This window comes from Thermostichus sp. MS-CIW-36, from assembly GCF_054059035.1.
In genome coordinates this window covers 90,050-111,248 of sequence record NZ_JBSSBR010000001.1, presented here as the reverse complement: position 1 = coordinate 111,248, position 21,199 = coordinate 90,050, and the positions used below count along the sequence as shown (strand labels likewise).

Here is a 21,199-nt window from a genome sequence, read left to right as displayed (position 1 = left end):
GCTGTGTTGCCGGTCACCTTAGGGGGACAAGGTTCTGAGCAGCCAAAACAGGGGCAGTAGAGCCAGTAGGCCGCGATCCAGCCGCCGCAGTTGTAGGCGGTGCCAGCGCAGGGGATGGTCTGGGCCGGTCAGCCCACGGGCCTGCATTGCCATAGCCGTCTGTTCGGCACGCAGGAGCAAGTTTTCAAAAAAGCGCTCCACCAAGGCCAGCAGGGTTTGCATCCCGCCCCGGAAACTCAGGGATCCCCAGCGCACATCCCGAGTTCGCACCGCCCGCGCCAAGTTTTGCACCTCTTCCATCACCAAAGGCAGAAAGCGCAGCGCCAAGGTGAGGGTGAGAATTACTTCGGCAATCGGCCATCTCCAACGCTTGAGAGGCTGCAACCATTGGCCGATCCCCTCGGCAATTTCTTCGGGGGCCGTGGTCAACAAAAACAAATGGGTAGCGTAGAGCAACGTAAAAATGAGGGTGCCCAGCCGCAGCGCCACCGATAGAGAACGGCGGGAGACCTGAAAGGTTCGCCCCAACAGGGAAAACTGAACCAGGCGGTAGCGGTAAGGGGTTTGCCAAGCACGGGTTTGCTCCCGCCAGGCACGGTCTGGGGATCCCTGTTCTACGGCCAAGTCGAAGTGCCCTGCACCGCTAACGGGAATCAGCCCATAGCCTACCACCTGCATATCCTGCCGTTGCGGTTGGGGAAAAACCCCCAATCCATCCGGCGCCAAGCTGGTGATCCCAAAGGTGAGCAGGCTCAGGGCCAGCACCAGGGAGAGTTGGCCCGACCAAACCCGGCGCGGCAGACGGGCCGCCACAGTTAGCAGCAGAAGAGCCACCACCACGGCCAAGCGCCAACCATTGCCGGCCAAAATGGGGCTGAGGAGAAAGCTGAGCAGCCAGGCCAGCTTAACCCGCGGATCCAGGCAATGTAGCCAGGTGCGAGGCTCTTCCAGATAAATCCCCAGCGGGGCATTGCGCAGAATATCCACAACAGTTGAGAAGGAAGCAGACTATACCCCTTAAAAGGGCGGGACCGAGAACTCCGTCCCCGTAGCGCGGTCGCAGCAGCGTTGCGGAGCAATAACAGCTGGCAGCAAGGGAGAGCTAGAGCCGTTCCACCAGACGGGTGGAGCCCGACTGGGCGGCGACCCATCCCCCGGGCGCGCCATCTCGCTCAATGCGCAGCCAGACGGGCACCTGTCCCTCCCCAGCCTGCACCTCCACCACCCGCAGCAGGGCTTGGCGTGGGGCTGTCCCGACAATGGCTCCCGTCAGGCTGGGTTGCTGGCGAATGTTGAGGCCATCGTTGGAGACCACCCGCACCTGTTGTACTCCTTGCCACTCCGCCAGAGGGCCGGTTAGCTCAGGCGTGGGAGTGAGTTCCGTCTGGCCGGGATTGTCGTTCGCGGAGGCGTCGCGTAGCGATATGTCAACCGGCGGCTGCTCAATTTGCACCTGGGGTTGCTCCAGCGGTGGTGCCGGCGGCGGCGTGAAGAGGCCCCGCAACATTTGCCAGATGACCAATAGGGAGAGGATGCCCACACCGACCACCCCGGCCATTCGCGCCAGCGGTGCGGAGCCCAAACGAACGCCAGCGGGAAAGGTAGGACGCTTACGGCCCCCCAAGCGGCTGCGGCGGTAACGCTCCACATCCTGCAAACCGATCGCGCCAGCGGACCTTAGGCCCTGGACTCCGTCCCCCTGAGGGGAACGGTCTTGGGCGCGTTCGCGACAGCGGTGCGGAGCACTAGAACTCTCATCCGCAAGAGCAGAGACGCCCGCCTTGGGGGTGCTCCGGTAGGAGGGCAAATCCGAGAGGCGCGGGGGTTCTGGCGGGGGCATCACTCCTCCCCGTTGCCAAGGGGTGGGGGGGCGCTGCAATTCTTGGGTTGGATTAGGGGGGCGCACGCCACCCACCACGGCAGGCAAATGAGGTGGGGGGTGGGGGACTTGGGGAGAGAGCATCCCTGCCGGCGGGTCTTCGCGGCTGGGCATTTCGTCCAGGTAAGCTTGTACTTGGGGGTTGTCGAAGTAGGCTTGCAACGTCACTTGGGCGGCTTCCAGACCGCGGAACTCCGGGAACACCTCCTCCTGAAACCATTTTTCTGTGAAGCGGCACAGACCCGGCAGATGGTCGGGAGAACCGGCGGAGTGTTCTTCGATAAACTGCAAGGCCTCTACTTCTTGGGTGGAGCGCAGATGGGCGAGCGCGTCTTCGGTCTGCCCCAGCAACAGACTACAGATGGCCTGCTCCAGATGCACATCCTGCCGCTGCGCCAGACGAGCCAGGTAGCCGCGAGCACGCCGCACCAGAGCCGGGCGGTTTTCCAGATAACCTGCCGCCAGCAACACCTGCACGGCCAAGTAGGCGGCCACCATCGAGGGACGCTCAGCCTCCCGCTCGAACAACTCCTGCTGTTCTTTGAGGGTGAGGTGGCGACGTACCCGTTGGATAAAGCGCAGGAAATCTTCGGTGCTGAGGCCAGAGCCATCTTGCCCCATCCCCTCGATGCCGCCCCGTTCGTCCAGCATGGCTTTGAGGAGAGCCAGTCCCTGCTGTCGCTCCCCGTTCCCATCAGCGGTGTGTCTTCCAGCTTGGGCGGGAGCACTTTGGCTGAGGAGTTGCAAAATGCGATAGGGACGCAGCTTGCCCAAATCGATACGGATCTCCGCTTGCATCTGCGGAAAGGCCTGATACTCCTCCAGCTCCGCCAAGCCCGCCTGTAGGGAACGCGCCGCCTCTTCATAGGATCCCTGTTGCCAGGCTTCTCGACCCAGTTCCAGACGAGCGATGGCCCGCGCCAAAATGGCATCGGAACGAGCAGGGTGGCCCTGCTCCAGCATATGTTGAGCCAAGTCCAAGGCAGCTTGGTATTCTCCGGCTTCGCAATACAAGCACAGCACTCCCGGCAAGCGTGTTTCCTCCACCGTTAAGGTGGGATCCGCCGGCATGAGATGTTCGTCGTAGTTTCGCCGTGCCTCAGGGTTAAGCAGCACAGAAGCTGCCTCTTGGATCATTTGAGCGCGAGCTTCCACAGCCTGTGGCGAGAACTCCAGCAGCCAGGAGCGCTCGCCCGGCTTGAGATCGATTCGCTCCCGGTATGCCTGCTCAATCTGATGCTCATCTGCCCGTGCCGACAGCATCAAAACCCGATAATAGTCGAGGGGCACCCGCACCGTCATGGTTTTTGTCCGCGCTCTCCTGTTCGTGCCAGCGGGACGGAGTCCTTGGACAACTTACCCGCATCGACTTAACTGTAGTCCTTTTCGTGGGTAAAAGGGATCCCCCCTCGGGAATCGCTGCTCCGCCCCTACCAGTTCCAGCTACCCGGCTCTCCTTTGAAAGGGCCTACGACCTTTGAGGTGATCCAACCGCCGTAGAAATCTCCGGGTTGAGGCCGGACTCGTTCTCCACCTACCCGGCACTCCTGCACACGGCCTGGATAAAAGGCAAGGTAGTCGCGGATGGGCAAAAACGCCGGGCTGGGATCGGGATAGCTCCAGGCGGCATCTACGGCTGTTTGGGATCCGACCTGAACTGTCCAGTAGCAGGCAGCCCCTTTGAACTCACAGAAAGAGGTGCGAGAGCTGGGGCGGAGATACTGCAGTCGAACGTCGGTGGGGGGAATGTAGTAGGTGGGCGGGTGGCTGGTTTCCAGGACGCGGTAGCAACGGCGGCTTTGGGCAATGAGCTCGCCATTGAAGAGAACTTCCACCAGTTCTGTGGTGGGCTCCAGACGAGGTGGGCGCGGATAGTCCCAGACAGATTCTTGTCCTGGATGGGGAGAAATCGGTTGGGGAGACATGGGTCAATATCTTCAATATCTAAAGCAGACGGGTGGCCTCTACCAGTTTGGCGTACTGGATCAGCAGCAAAGACTGTTGCTCCGGCAAAGGCTGAATAACTCCCTGCTGCTGCAGACGGCTTAGCACCGCCGTGGCTGTCTCTCGGCTAACCTGGCTGAGATCGGCCAAATCCTGGGGGGGAGGGTAGACAATGCGCATCCCCTGGGCGGTCTTCTCGCCAAAAGCTTCCGCCAGTTGCACCAGTGTATGCACCACCCGCACCGGGGGGCTCTGCTGGTCGAGATCCGCCTGCAAGTTGGCCAGGCGCAGGCGACGGGAGAGGCTGCAGGCCAGTTGGTAGCACAGTTGCGGCTCCTGCAGCATCAGTGCTTTGAAGGTTGCCGCCGGGATCCCGGCCACCCGCAGCGGGGTTAGGGCCAGCACATCTCGCGAGCGGGGAGCTTCGTCCAGTACCGCCATTTCCCCCACCCAAGCGCCCGGCCCCAGCAAGGCAAGGGTTTTGGTGCTGTCTTGCGCCCGCAAAGCCCGCCGCACCTTAGCCCAGCCGGCGAGGATCAGATAAACTACGCTGCCCCAGGCATCTTGCATGAAGAGGGCTTGTCCCGCCGGGATATCCCGCAGCTTGACCTGGGATCCCAGCCATTGCAAGGACGTCGCCGAAAGTTCGGCCAACATTGGCACCGCCTTGAGCTCGGAGAGAAGGGCAACAGGAGCATCGGAAGCCATGCCGGGTCGGACGTTTCACCATACCGCAAGCCCACTGTAGCCCAGTTACCAACTCAAGAGCTATCCTGCAATCCACCACCCCGCCATGTGCGCCAAGATCTAGTGAGGAGGTGGTCTTGCTGTGGAGTCTTGCCGGTATGGCCCTCAGAGCCTCTAGAGCTACCCTGCGGTTGAGGGTGGGGGGAACCCAAACTCTGCCATTTCGTCTGGGCAACAGAGGTTCTGTCTGGGAGGGGATCCCTCCGCTGTTGTTGTTAGAACTTATGGATGCCTATGGATGCTGCCCTCAGCGACATCAGTGGCCAGCGCTGGTCGGTCTTGGTGAAGAACGTGCCTGTGCGGCCCGAAAAGCTCGCTGATGTGGATCTGGTGCTGATCTGTCAGCAGGGATCCCAGCCCCATCGGGAGGCTTTTGCCGAGTTGATGCGTCGCCATCAGGCCCATGTGGACAAGGTGCTCTATCATCTTGCCCCGGACTGGCAGGACCGGCATGACTTGGCCCAGGAAGTTTGGATCCGGGCCTACCGCCACCTGAAACGCCTACAGGAGCCGGCAAAATTTCGCAGCTGGCTGGGGCGGATCGCCACCAACCTGTTTTACGACGAGCTGCGCAAGCGCAAACGACAGCAGCAGCCCCTTTCTCTGGATGCGCCGATTCAGATGCGGGATAGCGAGATGGAGTGGGAGCTGCCCAGCGAGAGCCCCAGCCCCCATGAGCACCTCGCCACTTGCGAGTTCTATGAGCGATTGCACCAAGCCGTCCGCGACCTGCCGCAGGCCTTTCGCCAGACAATCCTGCTGCGGGAAATTCAGGGGATGGCTTATGAGGAAATTGCCGAGATCACAGGGGTGTCCTTGGGCACTGTTAAGTCTCGCATTGCCCGCGCCCGCGCCCGCCTACAATCCACCCTAAAACCCTACCTTAATGGTGAATGACCATGGTTCGCGGCAACCCCAACCCCGACCCCAGGGATCCCCAGCAAGAGCTGCCGGTGGTGGATGAGCGCTTTGAACAGTTGAGCGCCTACTTGGATGGGGAATTGTCGTCCCAGGAAGCGCGGCAGGTGGAAGATTGGCTGGCCAGCGATCCTCAGGCGCGGCAACTGTACAGCCAACTGGCAGCTCTGCAGGCCGGTTTGGCCAATCTCAAGGCCCCAACCTTGAACTCCACCCAGACGGAGCTGTTGATCAGCCGTGTGTTCGCTGAGCTGGATCGGCGGCCAATGCTCGACCTGGGCTGGCGGCAACGTAAGGGCACCCCTTGGGGACGGGCGGCAGCGGCTGTAGTGGCCTTGGCAGGGGCGGGCTGGGCGGGATGGCGTTGGTCTCATCCCCAGCCTTTGGTATCGCTGGAAGATCCGCCGGTGCGCGTGGCCATCGTGCCTGCCTCTGCTCGTGTTGCCCAACGCTATCTTTTCGAGGCGGGGCAAAAGCAAGATGCCTACTCGATTTTGTTTGAGGCAATGCCCGACCGTGGATCTCGCTCCGCCAACGGGACCGGAGCCGTTCGCATCAACGGGACGGAGTCCTTGGTGGGCTGGGAATGACCTGAGCAGGCTTGAGAAAGACTGAGGAGCGCAGGGTGGAAAAAGCAGTTCGCTGGGCTTGTGGGCTAGGAGTCTGCCTTTGGCTATGCAGTCTGGGATCCCTGTCGGCCCAGGCAGATCCCAGCGGTAGCCATCTGGCAACGCCGTCCGCGCCGGCGGGACGGAGTCCGAAGCAGTTGCACTCCTCTCCCAGTGGACAGGATCCTGCCCCCCAGCCCACAAACCTGCCTTCACCCGGATCCCGTCTCACCCCTCCGGTGGCTCGCCCTCAACCCCCCGCCCCCGATCAAACAGATCCATTGCTTTTTCCGGATTTCCCCCTCCTCAAGGAGTTGGATCCGTCCCCGCCAAGCTTGGCCGACCTGGGCATCCATTGGGATCGCCTGGCCCTGCTGCCGGATTCCGAGCTGGCAGAGGAAATGGATGTGGAGTTCAGCCGCCGCCTAGCCCGCCTAAACCGGCAAATTGCCGACCAACAAGAGCGCCTCTACCGCCTCTTGCAAAGCTGGGACTCTGATGAGGCCGATATTCGTCAAATTCAGGCCCAACTGAGCCGGCTGCGGACAGAACGGGATCGCTTGGCCCTAGAGCACCTGTTGATGCTGCGGCAGTTGCAAGAGAACTTCGCCCTACCTCTACCCGACCGCTCGGCTGCCAGCTCTCCCTGAGGATCCCTTGGGTTCAGGCTATGATTGAGCAAGGGCAGACGCAACCCCCAACGGAGCTGAGCGATGGCCAAAGTGCCCAGCAACCCAGACATTGAGCAATTAGCTGCTGCCATTGGTAAAGAAGTTTACATCGATGTGGCCCGCTGGCATCTTTACCTGCGCGATGCCCACCTGCATACCCTTTTGGCGGAGCGACTGGCACCCCAGGTGATGGCAGGCAAGGTGGATGAGGACGCCGTCACAGAGATCTTGCAAGGGATCCCGGTGAAAGTGGGGGGTGGGCGCAAAGAATTGCCCCTGGCCGATCTCCTGCCGATGCAAAGCCTGCTTAACCTGCTGGACGTGTTGGAGGAGTTCAGCCGCAAATGGGCTCAATAGAGAAAGGTAGAGCGGTGCATCATCAGTCTAAACCTATGCGGCCTGGCCCCTGGCTCAAGCTCGGCAGCTTTGTTTCGTTGCTCTGGCTGTTGTCGGCTTGCCAGGGAACCGAGTGGGGAGAACGGCTGGAGCGCGCTGTACGCCCAGTGGGCCCGCCCACAGCCCAATCTGAGCCGCTGGCACCTCCCTCGCCTCAACCTTCGCCGGGATCCATCCCACCCTCTATCTCGATCCCCACTGCTCCCGCCCCCTCTTCACCTCTGCCCAGCCAGGACAGCAGCCGCTTTACAGACTTGGAGCCGGGATCTCTGGTGGCCCGTTCGGTGGGATACCTAGATCGGTTGGGAGTTTTTGCCGATATCTCCAGCAGCGAATTTCAGCCGCAGCGCAGCGTTCGTCGCGGAGAATTTGCCCGTTGGCTGGTGTTGGCCAACAACGCCATCCACGCCGATGAGCCCAGCCGGCAAATCCGCCTGGGATCCCCCTCGGAACGCCCCCTCTTTTTGGATGTGCCGGAGGAGGATCCCCATTTTCGCTACATTCAAGCCCTGGGAGCTGCCGGCATAATTGCCGGAGATGCCAATCGAGAGTTTCGCCCCAACAGCCTGCTGTCGCGGGCAGAGTTGATCCGCATGAAGGTGCCTCTGGACTTACCTCCCGGCCAGATCAAGGGATCCCGAGCAGAGCTGGAGGAGCGCTGGGGGTTCACCGATGCGGCGCAAATTCCTCCTGAGGTTGTTCCTGCTCTGGTAGCGGATCGCAGTCTGGAGAATGCCTCCACCGTGCTGCGCACCTTTGGCCCCATCCGCACCTTCAACCCCTTCGAGCCGGTCAGCCGCGGGGAAGCTGCCATTGCCTTATCGGCTTTTGGGGAACGAACAGCCCAAGACGCCCTACCCCAGCCGCCAGCCCTGCCAGACCCAACCCCTGAGCCTCAGCCTTCTCCCCCTGCCGCAGAACCGCAACAAACGGCCTCTCCTGAGCCGGATCCCAACCCTGCCTCTCCCTCGAATGCCGTTGATGAGCCCTCTGCGCCGGCCCGCCCCCGTTCCTCGGAAGTTGCCCCAGGGGAGGGCAGGATCGTTACCCCACGCCAAACCCAACCCTGAGGTGAGAGGGATCCCATTGGCGTATGCTGTTGGGCTCTGTCAGCAGATAGAACGCCTCAGAACCCCAGCAGGGATCCCTGCTACGGCTCTTACAAGGAGCAAAAGGAGCCATAACAATAAAAACTATCCCTAACTCCCTTCGGGAGAGGGGCTGTACAGCGCAGAGGACTTCCGCCCCCATTCCCCAGGCGGCTCTAGCTCTTGACAGTCCCCTGAGCGCCCCTCTGCCGGGGAGAGCCCTTGCCACCTAATAAAATGAGAGAAGCCAACCTTGGAAAACCCGCAGGGATCCCAACTGTGTCCGCCATTGTTCCTGAAATCCGTTCTGCCGATTTGCTGCGCTACACCGTGATTGGGTCGCGGCGGCCCAGCGTGTACTTTTGGGCGGTGGCGCTGACGGGGGGAGGGCTGGGCTTTACCTTGGCTGGCCTTTCCAGCTATCTCCACCGCAATTTGCTCCCCTTTTCCGATCCCGCCAGCCTGGTGTTTATTCCCCAAGGCATTGCCATGCTCTTTTACGGGGTGCTGGGATCCCTGGCGGGACTGTACCAATGGTTGAGTTTGTATTGGAACCTGGGGGGCGGCTACAACGAGTTCGACCGGCGCACGCAGAAGATAACTCTGGTACGGCGAGGCTTTCCGGGCAAAAACCGTGAAGTCCGCCTGGAGTATGACTTTGCCGAGGTGCAGAGCCTGCGGGTGGAGCTGAGAGAGGGGCTTAACCCCCGCCGAGCCATTTACTTGCGGGTGAAAGGACGCGGTGACATCCCCCTCACCGGAGTGGGCCAGCCTCCCCCCCTGATGGAGATCGAAAACCAAGCAGCCGAGATCGCCCGCTTTCTCAACGTCAGCCTAGAGGGCATTTGATTCCCTGCGGTGCCATTGCTTTGACCCCGCCCTGCTGGTCGCTTGAGCGAGACGGAATCCCATCCTTGGGCAACAGTGAAACCATTGAGGGGGATCCAGAACTGTGGAGTCGAATAGAGAGTTGTCGAGATTGTTTTCAATGTAGCGGGATCTCTTCGAGGAATGATCTACCCTTGATGCCAGCGCAGTTGTTGCCTGGGAGAAGCCTGTGATGGCCAACCTGAACCCCTTCATTCCCCTACAGGCCAAGAAGCTGGGGTCTATTCTGTTTCGCCTCTGGCTAACTCTTCTGCTCTCATTGGGCTTGGCCTTGCTCACGCTGCTGCTGACCTCCCATTCCGCCCATGCTGCTCGCGGGCCCCTGTATCGCTTGGGCCGCCCAGAGGGGGCGGTCTCGATTGTGGCCTGGGCAGGCTATATCGAACGGGGAGAAACGGATCCCGCCTATGACTGGGTGACCGAGTTTGAGAAAGAAACCGGCTGCCAAGTCAGCGTTAAGGTGGCGGCAACCTCCGATGAGATGGTAGCCCTGATGAATGAGGGCGGCTTTGATCTGGTGACGGCCTCCGGCGATGCCACCCTACGCCTGATCAAAGGGGAACGGGTACAGCAGATTAACCCCCGCCTGATCCCCAGTTGGGAGACCATCGACCCGCGCCTGCGGGATGCTCCCTGGCATACCGTGGATGGCAAGCATTACGGCGTGCCCTATCAATGGGGATCCAACGTGTTGATGTACAACACAAAGGTTTTCCCGGAACCCCCCACCAGTTGGGATGTGGTGTTTGAAGAAAAAATCCTGCCAGACGGCAAATCCAACAAGGGCCGCATCCAAGCCTACGATGGCTCCATCTACATTGCCGATGCCGCCCTCTACCTGAAGGCCCACCGCCCAGAATTGGGCATCACGGATCCCTACGAGCTGACCCGCGAACAGTTCAATGCTGCTCTAGCTCTATTGCGACAGCAGCGGCAACTGGTTGGACGCTACTGGCACGATGCGGCGGTGCAGGTGGATGACTTTGTCAACGAAGGGGTAGTGGCCTCCAGCTCTTGGCCCTTCCAGGTCAATCTGTTGCGATCCGAAGGTCAACCTGTCGCCAGTGTGATACCGGAAGAGGGAGCCACCGGCTGGGCAGATACCACCATGCTCAGCGCTACCGCCAAACACCCCAACTGTGCCTACCTGTGGATGGAACATTCTCTGAACCCGAAGGTGCAGGGGGATCTGGCGGCTTGGTTTGGCTCGGTGCCGGTGGTGCCCGCCGCTTGTCAGGCCAGCGAGCTGCTGGGGCCAGAGGGATGCAAGACCAATGGCATCGACAATTTTGAGCGCATCTTCTTCTGGAAAACTCCTGTGGCCGATTGTGGCGATGGACGTATGGATTGCGTGCCCTACTACGAATGGGTGACCAACTACATCGCTGTGATTGGCGGGCGCTAATGGAGCAACCTTAACGAGATCCTAGACTCTTCTTAAAAATTTATTAACTGTAATATGACATAAATACAAATGAATGAACCATCTCAATGAATTTGAGATGGTTTTTGCTTTTCAGGCAAGACTTCTAGGGCCTAGAGGAGGAATTTTTACCTCTTCTGGGTTCGTCAGATGCTCTTGTTGATTGCCATAGTTGGGAGCTTTTATTCATGATGACACTATCTTCTTTTGGAACTCGGATCCCGTTGGGAAAGCTGGTGATGGGAGCTGGATTGGCGGGAGCTGTCACCTTGGGGTTGGGCAGCAGCCTTTCTCAGGCTCGTCTAGACTGTCCCCGCCCTCCTCAAATGGATGCCCGCTACTGTGATCGGGTGGGGGATCTGGTTGCCGATTTGCCGGAGGATCCCTCGGAGTGGGTAGATCCGGAAGTGCTGTTGGTGTCTTATACCTCCTCAGAAGAGCCAGCTGTCTATGCCAATACCTGGGCTGAATTCACCGCTCACTTAGAGGAAGTCACCGGTAGACGGGTGCAATTTGTCCCTGCCGATTCTCAGGCTGCTCAGTACGAGGCAATGCGCGCTGGACGTCTACACATTATGGGTACCTGCACAGGCTGTACTCCTGTAGCCGTGAATGTTGCCGGCTTTGTGCCCTTTGCCATTTTCCAACAAGAAGATGGATCCATCGGCTACGAGATGGAAGTGATCACTCATGTGAATAGCGATATTCAAGCCCTCGATGATATTGCCGGTCGTCGTGTAGCTTTTACCCATCCTTCCTCCAACTCCGGTTATATCAGTGCTCGCATTTTGATCAAACAAGAGACAGGCTTGGATGATGAGGCAGGAGACTACATCGCCGAGTTTTCTGGCAGCCACCAAAACTCCATTTTGGGTGTGTTCAACGAAGACTACGATGCCGCCCCCATTGCCAACGATGTGCTTAATCGCATGTGCCTCAACGAGCAAGTGGATTGTAGCCAGTTCCGCAGCCTCTACAAATCGGAGACCTTCCCCAGCGGCTCTTTCGGCCATGCCCACAATCTCCACCCTGAGCTGGCAGAAAGGATCCGAGAAGCCTTCTTTACTTTTGAGTTTGAGGGCACAGCCATGCGACAAGCTTCTGACCGGGTAGCTTTTGCACCGATTACTTATCAAGAAAACTGGGAGATCATCCGTCGCATTCAGGAAGAAGAGGGCGTGGAATATACGCTTTAGGCAGTCCTCAGGGATCCCCTGCCCAGAGAGGATCCCTGATTTACATAGTTCTGAATCTAGAGCTGAATCTAGAGAAATCGCACTGGCTGGTTCCGTCCATACCCCATCTCGACGAGTATGTGATAACCCACTCTTAACTTCCTATTAAACCTGTCTTAGCTCTACAGGGGTCAAACAGCGCTACTATATTATTGAGTTTCGTTAGGCGACGTGAGTTTTGCAGATCTTCTTTGGGTTCTGTAGCTTATGAATTCACATCAAGTCTCTTGATTAGCTGGATCTTCTCGCCCACTTTTGTGTTTTTTAGCTGATAACGGTTTGCTTCATCTTGCATTCGGAGGTTTTTGCAATGTTGGCGTTTTCCTCTGTGGCTCGTCTGTTATCCAAAAGCCTTGCCCTGGCTGGTTTGGTTGCTGTGCTAGTGGGTTATCAATCTGCTCAAGCTCAATCTTGCCCTCGTCCGGCAGGCATGGATGAGCGCTATTGTGATGCCGATGGGGATCTGGTGGCGGATACTCCGACGGATCCCGCTCAAATTGTCAATCCTGACACTTTGCTCATCTCCTACACTTCTTCCGAGGATCCCGCCGTTTATTCAGAAACCTGGCAGGAATTTACCGACTACCTCAAGCAAGTGACCGGTAAAGATGTGCAATTTGTGCCAGTTGATTCCGAGGCCGCCCAAACCGAGGCACTGCGGGCCGGACGTTTACACATCATGGGCACCTGCACCGGCTGTACCCCCCGCGCTGTGAACCAAGCAGGCTATGTGCCTTTCGCCGTTTTTGCCAAGGAAGATGGTAGCTTTGGCTACGAAATGGAAGTGATCACTCGCATCGATAGTGACTTGGAAAAACTAGAAGACATCAAAGGCCGCCGCATTGCTTTCACCCAGCCCTCCTCCAATTCCGGCTACATCAGCGCCCGTATTTTGATCGAGGCGGAAACTGGCTTTAAGGACGGTGTGGACTACGAAGCCAATTTCTCTGGGGGGCACGAAAACTCCATTTTGGGTGTGTTCAACGGAGACTACGATGCGGCCCCCATTGCCAACGATGTGCTCAACCGCATGTGCATCGCCGGACAAGTGCAGTGCGATCAGTTTCGTACCCTCTACAAATCGGCTACTTTCCCCAGCGGCCCATTTGGCTATGCTCACAATTTGGATCCACAGCTGCAGGAGAAAATCCGCGAGGCCTTCTATACCTTTGACTTTGCAGGCACTAAGTTGGCAGAAGCCTTTGACCGAGCTTCCTTTGCTCCCATCACCTACAAGGAAGATTGGGAAGTGATCCGGCTGATTCAAGAAAATGCCCCTCCCCAATAGGTGGGCTGAACAGAATCGGGATCCCTTGTTCAGGGCAAGCCATAGGGGATCCCTTCTGATTTCAAAATTCTCTCAAGATTGCAAACATCTGGTTCTAGAAGGCCCGCAATTGCAAATGTCCACTTCAAGTAGGTTATCAAGATGCTACGTATCGACTCCCTCAGCAAACGTTACCCCACAGGCGATATGGCCCTGAAAGGGGTGACCTTAGAAGTTCCCGATGGGCAGGTGATGGCCTTGATTGGTCCTTCGGGTGCTGGGAAGAGTACGCTGCTCCGTTGCATCAACCGCTTGGTGGAGCCGACCAGTGGCAGCATTTGGCTCAATGGAATCGACATCACTCGCTTGAACACCCGGGAGTTGCGGCAAGCACGACGCAAAATCGGCATGATCTTTCAGGAATATGCCCTCGTGGAGCGCCTGACCGTGATGGAAAATGTTCTTTCGGGTCAGTTGGGCTACGTCAATTTTTGGCAAAGCTGGTTCCGCAAGTTTCCCCAAGCCACCATCGACGAAGCCTTCCGCTTACTGGATCGAGTGGGATTGTCGGACTTTCCCGATAAGCGGGCAGATGCTTTGTCTGGGGGGCAACGGCAACGGGTGGGAATCGCCCGGGCTCTCCTGCAAAACCCAGAGCTGCTATTGGTGGATGAACCGACCGCCAGTTTGGACCCGAAAACCTCCCGCCAAATTATGCGCCTGATCAACGAGCTGGCTTCAGAGCGGGGCCTATCGGTGATCATCAGCATTCACGATGTGCCTCTAGCGCAAATGTTTGCCCAGCGGATCGTCGGTTTGCGGTTTGGGGAAGTGGTGTATGATGGCCCCCCCAATCGCCTCACCCCCAGCGTCTTAAACGAAATCTACGGCGAAGAAGATTGGAATGCTTCTGGTGGAATGCTTCTGGCCCAGCCCAAGACTCCGAAGAAAACGAAGCCGTCTCGGCTGGAGTAGCCACCCACTAAGGGATCCCTTGCAGAAGTCAGTAGAAGTCAATAGAAGTCAGTAGTGCGGAGCACACCCATGGCACAGGCAACGACACTGAGCGGGCGCCAATGGTCGCCACCACCTTTGATTAAAAATCCTTGGGTTCGCTGGGGACTGATTCTTGGGGCGGTCATTTACCTGATCTTTGCGCTTTCTACTCTCAATTTCGATCCAGCCCGGGTAGCCCGCGGTATGCAGCGTAGTGGCCGTCTCTTGTTGGCCTTTTTGCATCCCGATTTCACCACCCGCGGCAACTTGATTTTCACCGGGATGCTGGAAAGTGTGACCATGGCCGCCATTTCCACCGTGGCAGGATTTATTGTCGCGGTTCCGGTGGGGTTTGGGGCCGCACGCAACTTGGTGCCAATGCCGGTCTACCTGGTTTGTCGTGGCCTGATTGCCCTGTCGCGCACCTTCCAAGAGGTGATCATCGCCATTTTGTTTGTGGTCATGTTTGGCTTTGGGCCTTTTGCTGGAGTGCTCACCCTCACCTTTGGGAGTTTGGGTTTTTTCAGCAAGCTTTTGGCAGAAGACATCGAAGAAATTGATGCAGTACAGGTGGAGGCGATTCGCTCCACGGGGGCTTCTTGGCTCCAAATGGTCAGCTACGCGGTGGTGCCGCAGGTGTTGCCCCGCATGATCGGCTTGACTCTGTATCGTTTCGACATCAACATTCGGGAGGCGGCCATTCTGGGGATTGTCGGTGCCGGTGGGATTGGCTCTACCCTGAACACCTCCTTACGTCGCTACGACTATGACACGGCCTCTGCCATCATCCTTGTGATTATCGCTCTGGTGATGGTGGTGGAATTGAGTTCTGGTTGGATTCGCAAGAGGGTGCAATAATGCCTGTTCTGGAAAGCAGTGGGATCAAGACCTGGCAGTGGCGCAATCAAAAGCAAACTTTGCTTGAGTATGCCTTCTGGTTGGCTCTGCTGTTACTGATGTTTGCCTGCGCTAAGTTCATTGCAGACCGTACCACCTGGGGCTTTGTGCTGGATGCACCGCGCCAGGGAAGAGAAATGCTCTCGCGGGGGGTACCGCCCCGTTGGGACTACATGTCACAGCTTTGGCGCCCCCTTTGGGATACCCTCACCATTGCCACATTGGGTACGGCCCTTTCCTTTGTGATTTCGGTGCCGGTGGCCTTTTTGGCAGCCCGCAACACCACTCCCAATTTGCTGGTGCGCTACATCGCCCTGTTCATCATCGTCGGCACCCGTTCGGTTAACTCCCTGATTTGGGCTTTGATCCTGGTGATTGTTCTTGGGCCAGGGGTCTTGTCCGGAACCTTAGCCATTGCCCTACGCTCTGTCGGATTTATGGGCAAGCTGATCTATGAAGGCATCGAAGAGATTAACGAAGAACCAGTAGAAGCGATCCGTTCCACGGGGGCTAGCGGTGCCCAGGTACTGAGCTATGCCATTTGGCCGCAGGTGATCACCAACATCCTCGGGGTAACAGTTTACCGTTGGGATATCAATTTGCGAGAGTCTACGGTGGTTGGATTGGTCGGTGCCGGTGGAATTGGCCTACAGCTAGATGCTTCCATCAACACCCTGCGCTGGAATCAGGTGAGCATGATCCTGCTTGTGATCTTCGTTTCTGTGTTCATCAGCGAGTGGATCTCCGCCAAGGCCCGGCAAGCCCTGACTTAGCCCAGGGATCCGGATAGGCTACGGTGAAGGGCAGTTTGCAACAGCACAACTGTATGACTCATGACGGAAGAACTGTTTCGGGCGGAGGCCTATCTCACCACCTGCCAGGCTCGGGTAATTGCCCTTGTGGATAACGGGATCCAGTTGGATCGGACGGTATTCTATCCCACCGGCGGTGGACAACCCGGCGATACGGGATCCCTGATTACATCGGACGGTCGTGTCATCCCGATTGTCGATACCCAAAAGGGGGAAACGGGCATCCTCCACATCCCGGCAGAGGGATCCCCACCCCTCAGTCTGGGGGAGTCAGTCAGCGCCAGCATCGACTGGGAACGTCGCTATCGGCACATGCGCATGCATACGGCTCTACACCTGCTCTGTGCAGTGGTAGAAGGTGGCGTTACGGGGGGTCAGGTGGGTGAAAGCAAAAGCCGATTGGACTTTAACATCCCTGGAGAAAAACCCGACAAAGAAACCCTGACGGGTGCGTCTCAATGCTTTGGTACAAGGTAACCACGCCGTGAACCCCCGCTGGGTTAGCGATGAAGAACTAAAAGCCAATCCCAGCCTGGTGCGCACCATGTCGGTCAAGCCCCCCACCGGACAGGGGCAAGTGCGCTTGCTGGAAATTGAGAATGTGGACTTGCAACCCTGCGGCGGCACTCATGTACGGGCGACAGGAGAAATTGGCAAGTTGGTGGTGAGCAAGATCAAAAGCAAAGGCAAGCAAAACCGACGCATTGTGGTCAGCTTGGTGGATCCCTGAAAAACTACAGACTACCCTTGGCTGGGCTGAGTCAATGAACCCAAAGATCCATCGACTGCCACCTGAAGACTCGCCGACTCTGGAATGGGCGCTTGTGCTGTCGGGAACCCTAAGAACGGGCTTTGCTCCACCGCCTGGATGGACAAGGTAAACAAGGGGTTGGAGAGAATCCCGGCAAAGATGGTGGCCACCAGAGTCAACACCATACCGACCCGCAGAGCAGGCATACCTTCTGCCTGCCAGTTGGTCTCGGGGTAATTTTGCACCGAAACCGACATCTCTTGCGGCTCTTTCACCACAATCGTTTTCACCACCCGCACGTAGTAGTAAATGGAGATAACACTGGTGACCAACCCCACCAACACCAGGGTATAGGCCCCCGCCTGCCAACCGGCCCAGAACAGATACAGCTTGCCGAAGAAGCCCGCCAGAGGCGGCAACCCACCCAAGGAGAGCAAACAAATGCTCAAGCACAGGGTGAGGAAGGGATCCTTTTGGTAGAGGCCGCTGTACTCGTTAATTTCGTCGGTACCGGTTTTCAGGCTGAACAGGGTAATGCACAAGAAGGCCCCCAGGTTCATGACCAGGTAGACCAGCAGATAGAAGATCAAGCTGGCGTAGCCTGCTTCTGTGCCCACCACCAGACCAATCATGACGAAGCCCGCTTGCCCAATCGAGGAATAGGCCAGTAGCCGCTTGAGGCGGGTTTGGGTAATCGCCACCACGTTCCCCAGCACCATGGTCAAAATGGCCAGCACCGAGAGCACCGCCCGCCACTCTTCCGTCATGGCCGGAAACACGGTGGCCAGAAAGCGCACCGCCAAGGCAAAGCCTGCTGCTTTGGATCCCACTGACAAAAAGGCCACCACCGGCGTTGGGGATCCCTCGTAGACATCAGGAGTCCACTGGTGAAAGGGCACTGCCGCCAACTTAAACCCGATACCACCAATGCAGAGCACCAAAGCGATGATCCCTGCCAAACCGGCATCCCCCATGGATGAGGCGATGGCTTCCAGCTTCGTTTGCCCGCCCGAAAGGCCGTAGAGCAGCGACATGCCGTAGAGAAAAATGGCTGTGCTGCTGGCCCCGATCAAGAGATATTTCAGGGCTGCCTCCGAAGAACGGGGATCCCGCTTGGTATAGCCGGCCATCAGGTAGCTGGCAATGCCCAGGGTTTCCAGAGATACAAACACTAGGATCAAGTCCGTCGCCCCGGAGAGGAACATGCCCCCCAAGGTGGCCGTGAGCAGCAACACATAAAACTCGCCTGTGGGCGCTCCCGACTGGGCGATGTAGCGCTCTGCCATCATCACGGTCAGCACCGCCGTCCCCACCACCAGGCCACGGAAGAGAATGCTAATGGGGTCCGCCGCAAAGCTGCCCAAGAAGCTCTCCAACTGGGGCTGCTGCCATTGCAACACCAAGGTCACCAAGGCCCCGATCAAGCCAAAGATGGAGAGGGCCGGAAGACTTTTGCGCGCCGCCGAACCACCGACCAAATCCACCACCAAGACGAGCAAGAGGGTGAGGGTAACCACCACTTCTGGCCAAATGGCACCGGCATACAGGTTTCCGGTTGGGGCAAAGACATCCATAGGGGAAGACATGAAGACAGATGAAGGGGATCCACAGCCAGCATACCGCGATTTCCGGTCTCTCTTTCCGCTTCCGGCATCTCTTCTCCCAATCGTCTCCATCAGCACTCTCAATCCACGGGCTCAGTAGAGCTTGGCGCTGGAGGTGAGCACCAGCTTCAGGCGGGCGTGGATCAGATCCAAGTCCGCCAGCCCCAAGTCGATCTCGCCATCGACGACGATGCCGGTGTGGATCAGCCGATCCAACAGTTCCAGCAGGGATCCCTCGCGGTGGGGTTGTCCGGGGTAGTAGTCCCCCTGGCGGGGCAGGAGGGTGCCCAGATCTCCGAGCTCCAGGTTCAAATCCGCTGGGTCGATCTCCAACAGGCTGCAGATTTGTCGAATTTGCTCCCGCAAGGCTTGTAGGCTGCTGCCGGCCCGCTCAATCTGCTCTGCAGAAAGGCGCTCGGCCTCCATTTGCCGCACCACCTGCGCCTCCATCAACTGCCGCAACAGCTCCACCAAGGTCAGCACCAGAGAGGCCAAACCGGCTTCCGGGCGTTTCCGGCCAGGGGTGGGCCGAGCCTGGCTCAAGTCTTCCCAGCTGGCGGGACTGATAGAAAAGCGCGGCGGGGGAGAAGGGGCAATCCAACGGTCAAAGGGCTGGCAAAGCTGTTCCAGGCTGAGCAAATGGAGACGGGGATCCCGAGCGGCCTCTTCCCTTTCCTCCGGCAGGTTGTAGCCCCAGTCGGCCAAAAACAGGAGAACTTGCTCCAGCTCCGGCACCGTCTGCACCTGGCGCAGCGTTTGCAGGCGATCCTCCACAAACCACAGCTCCTCAGCCGGCAGTTGGGCGGCAGCCAGTAGCCGCTGTAAAGTGGTGGCCTTGGGGGCGCGCACCTCCTTGCCCAGAATGCGGTGGCGTGGCAGTTGGATCCCTGCTCGGCCCAAGAGCTGCTGGATGAACCGTCCCTCTTTGGTGCTGAGGATGGCCAAGCGCGGCTCCCCGGCAGCCTGAACCTGGCGTAGCCAAGCCGCCACCCCCGGATAAAAGCGGTGTAGCCCCAGCCACCCCTGCAGATCCTCTGCAATCCAGCGATCCCGCACCCGATCCAACGCTTGGATTAGAGAGAGGGCAGGGATCCCTGACTGCTGCAACAACTGCTGACGCCAGCCCGGCCAGTCTTGGCGCAAGTCCTCCTCCCGGATCCCTTCCTGTAGCCCCCACAACAACAGAGGCATCTCCCAGCCGGTCTCGATCAGCGGGCGCAGACGGTCAAAAGCAGGACGCAGCGGCTCTAGCTGAGCAGGAGCCAAGCCCCACACCTGAGCACAAACGCGGCAGGAGGAAGCAAAATACTCCGCCCGCCCATCGCAGAGCACACCATCAAAATCCAGAACCAGAATGCGGGGGGACATTCGCCGGGGCCTAGCGAACTCCATACCTGAGTCCCCCTGAGGGCAAGTTGCAAAAATGGGGCCAGAGGCCAAGTTAATTCAACCAAACTGTTCCACCGGAGTGGCCCAACCTAATTGGATTCCGAGATACGAACGGACTGGATCTCCACTGGATTCAGCGGGCGATCCTGGGGGCCGGTGGGAGCCGTTGCAATTTTATCCAACACATCCTCTCCCTCGATCAATTGCCCAAAGATCGTGTAGTTGGGCGGCAGCAGGTAGTCGGCATGCATGATGAAGAACTGGCTGCCATTGGTGTTGGGGCCGGCGTTGGCCATCGCCAAAGTGCCACGGCTGTAGGGACGTTGCACCGGCTCATCGGGAAAGCGGTAGCCCGGCCCACCCCGCCCTGTACCCGTGGGATCCCCGCCCTGGATCATGAAGCCGCGGATCACGCGGTGAAAGATGACGCCATCGTAAAAGTGATCGTTGGCCAAAAAGACGAAATTGTTGACGGCGAGGGGAGCTTCTTGCGGGAACAGCTCCAGAACCATTGTGCCGGCGGTGGTCTCCATCGTGGCCGTGTAGGACTTGGCCGGGTCGATCACCATCGGGGGGGGACTGTTGTAGGTTTTCACGGGTTTGCCCAAGTGTTGTGCCAGGAGCAAATCGCGAGAAGAATGCGGGCGGGCCAAGACAGGGAGAGCACTCAGCCCCACCCAAAGCACCACCATCAGCACAGCTAACTTCACCAGGCTGGCCAACTCAGATCGCGCACGCACAATTCTTGCAGGAAAGCTCCACCCCTATCCTACCAGGATTCTGTCCTAGCCTAATTTTCCCCGGACTTGGATGGAGGCTTGGCTCGCCGCACCAGCCAATAACTCACCGAGAGGGCCAACGTCGCTGCCCCCAAGCCAATGAGCTCCAACCCCCCCAGCTTCTCGAAATCAAAAATGATGATCTTGCGGGCCACCGCAATCAAAGAGGTGACGATCACCAGCTCCACCTGCACCACCTGCTTTTGCAAGTAGGCGGTAATGTTCTCCAGAATTTCCAGCGCAATCAGAATATTTAAAAAGAGGCCGAAGATCTCGATTAAAGTGGTGGAGAAAAACCCAGTTGGCTCAGTCAACAAATCTGCCACCAAGAACCGGGCCAAGTCCACCACTGCTACTGTGATTAGCCCGATCATCAAAATTGACAGTAGCTTCGAGATCAGGCTTTCCAGGCGGGTGATGGCCCGCAAAAAGGGATCCTCCTCTTCTGTCTCGTGGGGATTGTGCAACAGCCACTTGAGAAACCGCATCGCCAACCCCGACAGATCCAAACCCTTATGTCCTGATCCTGAGACAACATTATCCGTCCCAACCGTCTTGCCGGGAAGCAGGCAGGGATCCCTTGGGGCGATGATTGCGACACCGCTCAGAACAGTATTTCACCTCCGACCAACAGTCGGCCCACTTTTTGCGCCAGGTGAAGGGTCGCTGACAGGTAAGACAAATTTTGCTGGGCAAATCCGATTTCTTCCGTTGGCGTGGCATGGTGCACTGCAAAACAAGGTCAACTCTGTAGTCAGTTTAACAATCCTACCGGATGCTGACCGTTACCATCACGGAAGTGTTTAGTCTGCGCCCCACCTTAGCAAAAGCTGAAGTCTGAACCTAGAGAAATCGAGTAGCCTCTTGAAATCCGGCGAGATCTCTGCCCTGTGTCTGCAGGGATCCC

General features: G+C 58.2%; 23 protein-coding genes. 14 read left to right on the top strand and 9 right to left on the bottom strand.

All coding sequences use genetic code 11. From position 1 onward, the window contains the following. Positions 1-18: 18 nt before the first annotated feature. The 4 genes from ACVWVQ_RS00530 to ACVWVQ_RS00515 all read right to left on the bottom strand — a co-directional run bounded on the left by ACVWVQ_RS00530 (position 19) and on the right by ACVWVQ_RS00515 (position 4,531). Positions 19-987, bottom strand: a complete 969-nt coding sequence (locus tag ACVWVQ_RS00530) for an energy-coupling factor transporter transmembrane component T family protein (RefSeq protein WP_457482335.1) — start codon at positions 985-987, stop codon at positions 19-21. Between the two features lie 115 nt (positions 988-1,102). Further along, the gene (locus ACVWVQ_RS00525; protein WP_457506326.1) at positions 1,103-3,181 is read right to left on the bottom strand and encodes an SH3 domain-containing protein; all 2,079 of its coding nucleotides are present in this window, start codon (positions 3,179-3,181) and stop codon (positions 1,103-1,105) included. A 128-nt stretch (positions 3,182-3,309) separates the two neighbouring features. Further along, a complete protein-coding gene (locus tag ACVWVQ_RS00520) occupies positions 3,310-3,804 on the bottom strand; it encodes a DUF427 domain-containing protein (protein WP_011433071.1) in 495 nt (164 codons plus the stop codon). 19 nt (positions 3,805-3,823) lie between these two features. Beyond that, complete coding sequence (locus ACVWVQ_RS00515; RefSeq protein ID WP_414424138.1) at positions 3,824-4,531, bottom strand: Crp/Fnr family transcriptional regulator; 708 nt, start codon at positions 4,529-4,531, stop codon at positions 3,824-3,826. 273 nt (positions 4,532-4,804) lie between these two features. On the opposite strand from ACVWVQ_RS00515, the gene ACVWVQ_RS00510 reads away from it, so the two are divergent. The 14 genes from ACVWVQ_RS00510 (at position 4,805) to ACVWVQ_RS00445 (ending at position 16,499) form a co-directional block, all read left to right on the top strand. After that, positions 4,805-5,467: a sigma-70 family RNA polymerase sigma factor gene (locus tag ACVWVQ_RS00510; RefSeq protein ID WP_414343224.1), complete on the top strand. Its 663-nt coding sequence runs from the start codon at positions 4,805-4,807 to the stop codon at positions 5,465-5,467. 2 nt (positions 5,468-5,469) lie between these two features. Further along, positions 5,470-6,078 carry an anti-sigma factor family protein gene (locus ACVWVQ_RS00505; protein WP_457506324.1) on the top strand — a complete coding sequence of 203 codons (609 nt, stop codon included), beginning with the start codon at positions 5,470-5,472 and terminating at the stop codon, positions 6,076-6,078. A gap of 35 nt (positions 6,079-6,113) precedes the next feature. Then, complete coding sequence (locus ACVWVQ_RS00500; protein WP_457506323.1) at positions 6,114-6,746, top strand: hypothetical protein; 633 nt, start codon at positions 6,114-6,116, stop codon at positions 6,744-6,746. A gap of 63 nt (positions 6,747-6,809) precedes the next feature. After that, on the top strand, positions 6,810-7,124 hold the full coding sequence (locus ACVWVQ_RS00495; RefSeq protein ID WP_011433076.1) for a DUF3181 family protein: 315 nt from the start codon (positions 6,810-6,812) through the stop codon (positions 7,122-7,124). Positions 7,125-7,159: 35 nt separating this feature from the next. Beyond that, a complete protein-coding gene (locus ACVWVQ_RS00490; RefSeq protein ID WP_457506322.1) occupies positions 7,160-8,233 on the top strand; it encodes an S-layer homology domain-containing protein in 1,074 nt (357 codons plus the stop codon). A 297-nt stretch (positions 8,234-8,530) separates the two neighbouring features. Next, the gene (locus ACVWVQ_RS00485) at positions 8,531-9,100 is read left to right on the top strand and encodes a photosystem I assembly protein Ycf4 (protein ID WP_457403169.1); all 570 of its coding nucleotides are present in this window, start codon (positions 8,531-8,533) and stop codon (positions 9,098-9,100) included. Positions 9,101-9,311: 211 nt separating this feature from the next. Continuing rightward, positions 9,312-10,544 (top strand): ABC transporter substrate-binding protein, encoded by a 1,233-nt coding sequence (locus ACVWVQ_RS00480; protein ID WP_414356713.1) that lies wholly within the window; start codon positions 9,312-9,314, stop codon positions 10,542-10,544. Positions 10,545-10,801: 257 nt separating this feature from the next. After that, positions 10,802-11,758 carry a phosphate/phosphite/phosphonate ABC transporter substrate-binding protein gene (gene phnD / locus ACVWVQ_RS00475; RefSeq protein ID WP_457506473.1) on the top strand — a complete coding sequence of 319 codons (957 nt, stop codon included), beginning with the start codon at positions 10,802-10,804 and terminating at the stop codon, positions 11,756-11,758. A gap of 349 nt (positions 11,759-12,107) precedes the next feature. Beyond that, a complete protein-coding gene (gene phnD, locus ACVWVQ_RS00470) occupies positions 12,108-13,085 on the top strand; it encodes a phosphate/phosphite/phosphonate ABC transporter substrate-binding protein (protein WP_457506320.1) in 978 nt (325 codons plus the stop codon). Positions 13,086-13,226: 141 nt separating this feature from the next. Next, positions 13,227-14,039, top strand: a complete 813-nt coding sequence (gene phnC, locus ACVWVQ_RS00465; RefSeq protein ID WP_457506318.1) for a phosphonate ABC transporter ATP-binding protein — start codon at positions 13,227-13,229, stop codon at positions 14,037-14,039. 69 nt (positions 14,040-14,108) lie between these two features. Beyond that, positions 14,109-14,918, top strand: a complete 810-nt coding sequence (phnE, locus tag ACVWVQ_RS00460; RefSeq protein ID WP_457387130.1) for a phosphonate ABC transporter, permease protein PhnE — start codon at positions 14,109-14,111, stop codon at positions 14,916-14,918. Further along, on the top strand, positions 14,918-15,730 hold the full coding sequence (gene phnE / locus ACVWVQ_RS00455; RefSeq protein WP_457506316.1) for a phosphonate ABC transporter, permease protein PhnE: 813 nt from the start codon (positions 14,918-14,920) through the stop codon (positions 15,728-15,730). Before phnE (ACVWVQ_RS00460) ends, phnE (ACVWVQ_RS00455) begins: the two co-directional genes overlap by 1 nt. A 60-nt stretch (positions 15,731-15,790) precedes the next feature. Then, on the top strand, positions 15,791-16,246 hold the full coding sequence (locus tag ACVWVQ_RS00450) for an alanyl-tRNA editing protein (RefSeq protein ID WP_457403173.1): 456 nt from the start codon (positions 15,791-15,793) through the stop codon (positions 16,244-16,246). Positions 16,247-16,253: 7 nt separating this feature from the next. Then, entirely contained in the window at positions 16,254-16,499 is a 246-nt protein-coding gene (locus ACVWVQ_RS00445; protein WP_457506314.1) for a hypothetical protein, read from the top strand. A gap of 11 nt (positions 16,500-16,510) precedes the next feature. On the opposite strand, the gene ACVWVQ_RS00440 is transcribed toward ACVWVQ_RS00445, so the two are convergent. From ACVWVQ_RS00440 to ACVWVQ_RS00420, 5 genes are all read right to left on the bottom strand, one after another. Next, a complete protein-coding gene (locus ACVWVQ_RS00440) occupies positions 16,511-18,094 on the bottom strand; it encodes an NAD(P)H-quinone oxidoreductase subunit N (RefSeq protein ID WP_457506471.1) in 1,584 nt (527 codons plus the stop codon). Positions 18,095-18,217: 123 nt separating this feature from the next. Next, on the bottom strand, positions 18,218-19,492 hold the full coding sequence (gvpJ, locus tag ACVWVQ_RS00435; protein WP_457466005.1) for a gas vesicle protein GvpJ: 1,275 nt from the start codon (positions 19,490-19,492) through the stop codon (positions 18,218-18,220). Between the two features lie 110 nt (positions 19,493-19,602). Next, positions 19,603-20,082 (bottom strand): peptidylprolyl isomerase, encoded by a 480-nt coding sequence (locus tag ACVWVQ_RS00430; RefSeq protein ID WP_457506469.1) that lies wholly within the window; start codon positions 20,080-20,082, stop codon positions 19,603-19,605. A 221-nt stretch (positions 20,083-20,303) separates the two neighbouring features. Next, positions 20,304-20,780, bottom strand: coding sequence for a phosphate-starvation-inducible PsiE family protein (locus tag ACVWVQ_RS00425; protein WP_457384368.1), 477 nt, complete (start codon positions 20,778-20,780; stop codon positions 20,304-20,306). A 49-nt stretch (positions 20,781-20,829) separates the two neighbouring features. Continuing rightward, on the bottom strand, positions 20,830-21,015 hold the full coding sequence (locus ACVWVQ_RS00420) for a DUF2256 domain-containing protein (protein WP_041437321.1): 186 nt from the start codon (positions 21,013-21,015) through the stop codon (positions 20,830-20,832). Between the last annotated feature and the right edge of the window lie 184 nt (positions 21,016-21,199).

Bases quoted from the DNA above. Each gene is read 5' to 3' on its own strand.
- ACVWVQ_RS00525 (WP_457506326.1), bottom strand. From the start codon at position 3,181: ATGACGGTGCGGGTGCCCCTCGACTATTATCGGGTTTTGATGCTGTCG.
- ACVWVQ_RS00520 (WP_011433071.1), bottom strand. From the start codon at position 3,804: ATGTCTCCCCAACCGATTTCTCCCCATCCAGGACAAGAATCTGTCTGG.
- ACVWVQ_RS00515 (WP_414424138.1), bottom strand. From the start codon at position 4,531: ATGGCTTCCGATGCTCCTGTTGCCCTTCTCTCCGAGCTCAAGGCGGTG.
- ACVWVQ_RS00510 (WP_414343224.1), top strand. From the start codon at position 4,805: ATGGATGCTGCCCTCAGCGACATCAGTGGCCAGCGCTGGTCGGTCTTG.
- ACVWVQ_RS00505 (WP_457506324.1), top strand. From the start codon at position 5,470: ATGGTTCGCGGCAACCCCAACCCCGACCCCAGGGATCCCCAGCAAGAG.
- ACVWVQ_RS00495 (WP_011433076.1), top strand. From the start codon at position 6,810: ATGGCCAAAGTGCCCAGCAACCCAGACATTGAGCAATTAGCTGCTGCC.
- ACVWVQ_RS00490 (WP_457506322.1), top strand. From the start codon at position 7,160: ATGCGGCCTGGCCCCTGGCTCAAGCTCGGCAGCTTTGTTTCGTTGCTC.
- ACVWVQ_RS00480 (WP_414356713.1), top strand. From the start codon at position 9,312: ATGGCCAACCTGAACCCCTTCATTCCCCTACAGGCCAAGAAGCTGGGG.
- phnD (WP_457506473.1), top strand. From the start codon at position 10,802: ATGGGAGCTGGATTGGCGGGAGCTGTCACCTTGGGGTTGGGCAGCAGC.
- phnD (WP_457506320.1), top strand. From the start codon at position 12,108: ATGTTGGCGTTTTCCTCTGTGGCTCGTCTGTTATCCAAAAGCCTTGCC.
- phnC (WP_457506318.1), top strand. From the start codon at position 13,227: ATGCTACGTATCGACTCCCTCAGCAAACGTTACCCCACAGGCGATATG.
- phnE (WP_457387130.1), top strand. From the start codon at position 14,109: ATGGCACAGGCAACGACACTGAGCGGGCGCCAATGGTCGCCACCACCT.
- phnE (WP_457506316.1), top strand. From the start codon at position 14,918: ATGCCTGTTCTGGAAAGCAGTGGGATCAAGACCTGGCAGTGGCGCAAT.
- ACVWVQ_RS00450 (WP_457403173.1), top strand. From the start codon at position 15,791: ATGACGGAAGAACTGTTTCGGGCGGAGGCCTATCTCACCACCTGCCAG.
- ACVWVQ_RS00440 (WP_457506471.1), bottom strand. From the start codon at position 18,094: ATGGATGTCTTTGCCCCAACCGGAAACCTGTATGCCGGTGCCATTTGG.
- gvpJ (WP_457466005.1), bottom strand. From the start codon at position 19,492: ATGTCCCCCCGCATTCTGGTTCTGGATTTTGATGGTGTGCTCTGCGAT.
- ACVWVQ_RS00430 (WP_457506469.1), bottom strand. From the start codon at position 20,082: ATGGTGATCGACCCGGCCAAGTCCTACACGGCCACGATGGAGACCACC.
- ACVWVQ_RS00425 (WP_457384368.1), bottom strand. From the start codon at position 20,780: ATGCGGTTTCTCAAGTGGCTGTTGCACAATCCCCACGAGACAGAAGAG.
- ACVWVQ_RS00420 (WP_041437321.1), bottom strand. From the start codon at position 21,015: ATGCCACGCCAACGGAAGAAATCGGATTTGCCCAGCAAAATTTGTCTT.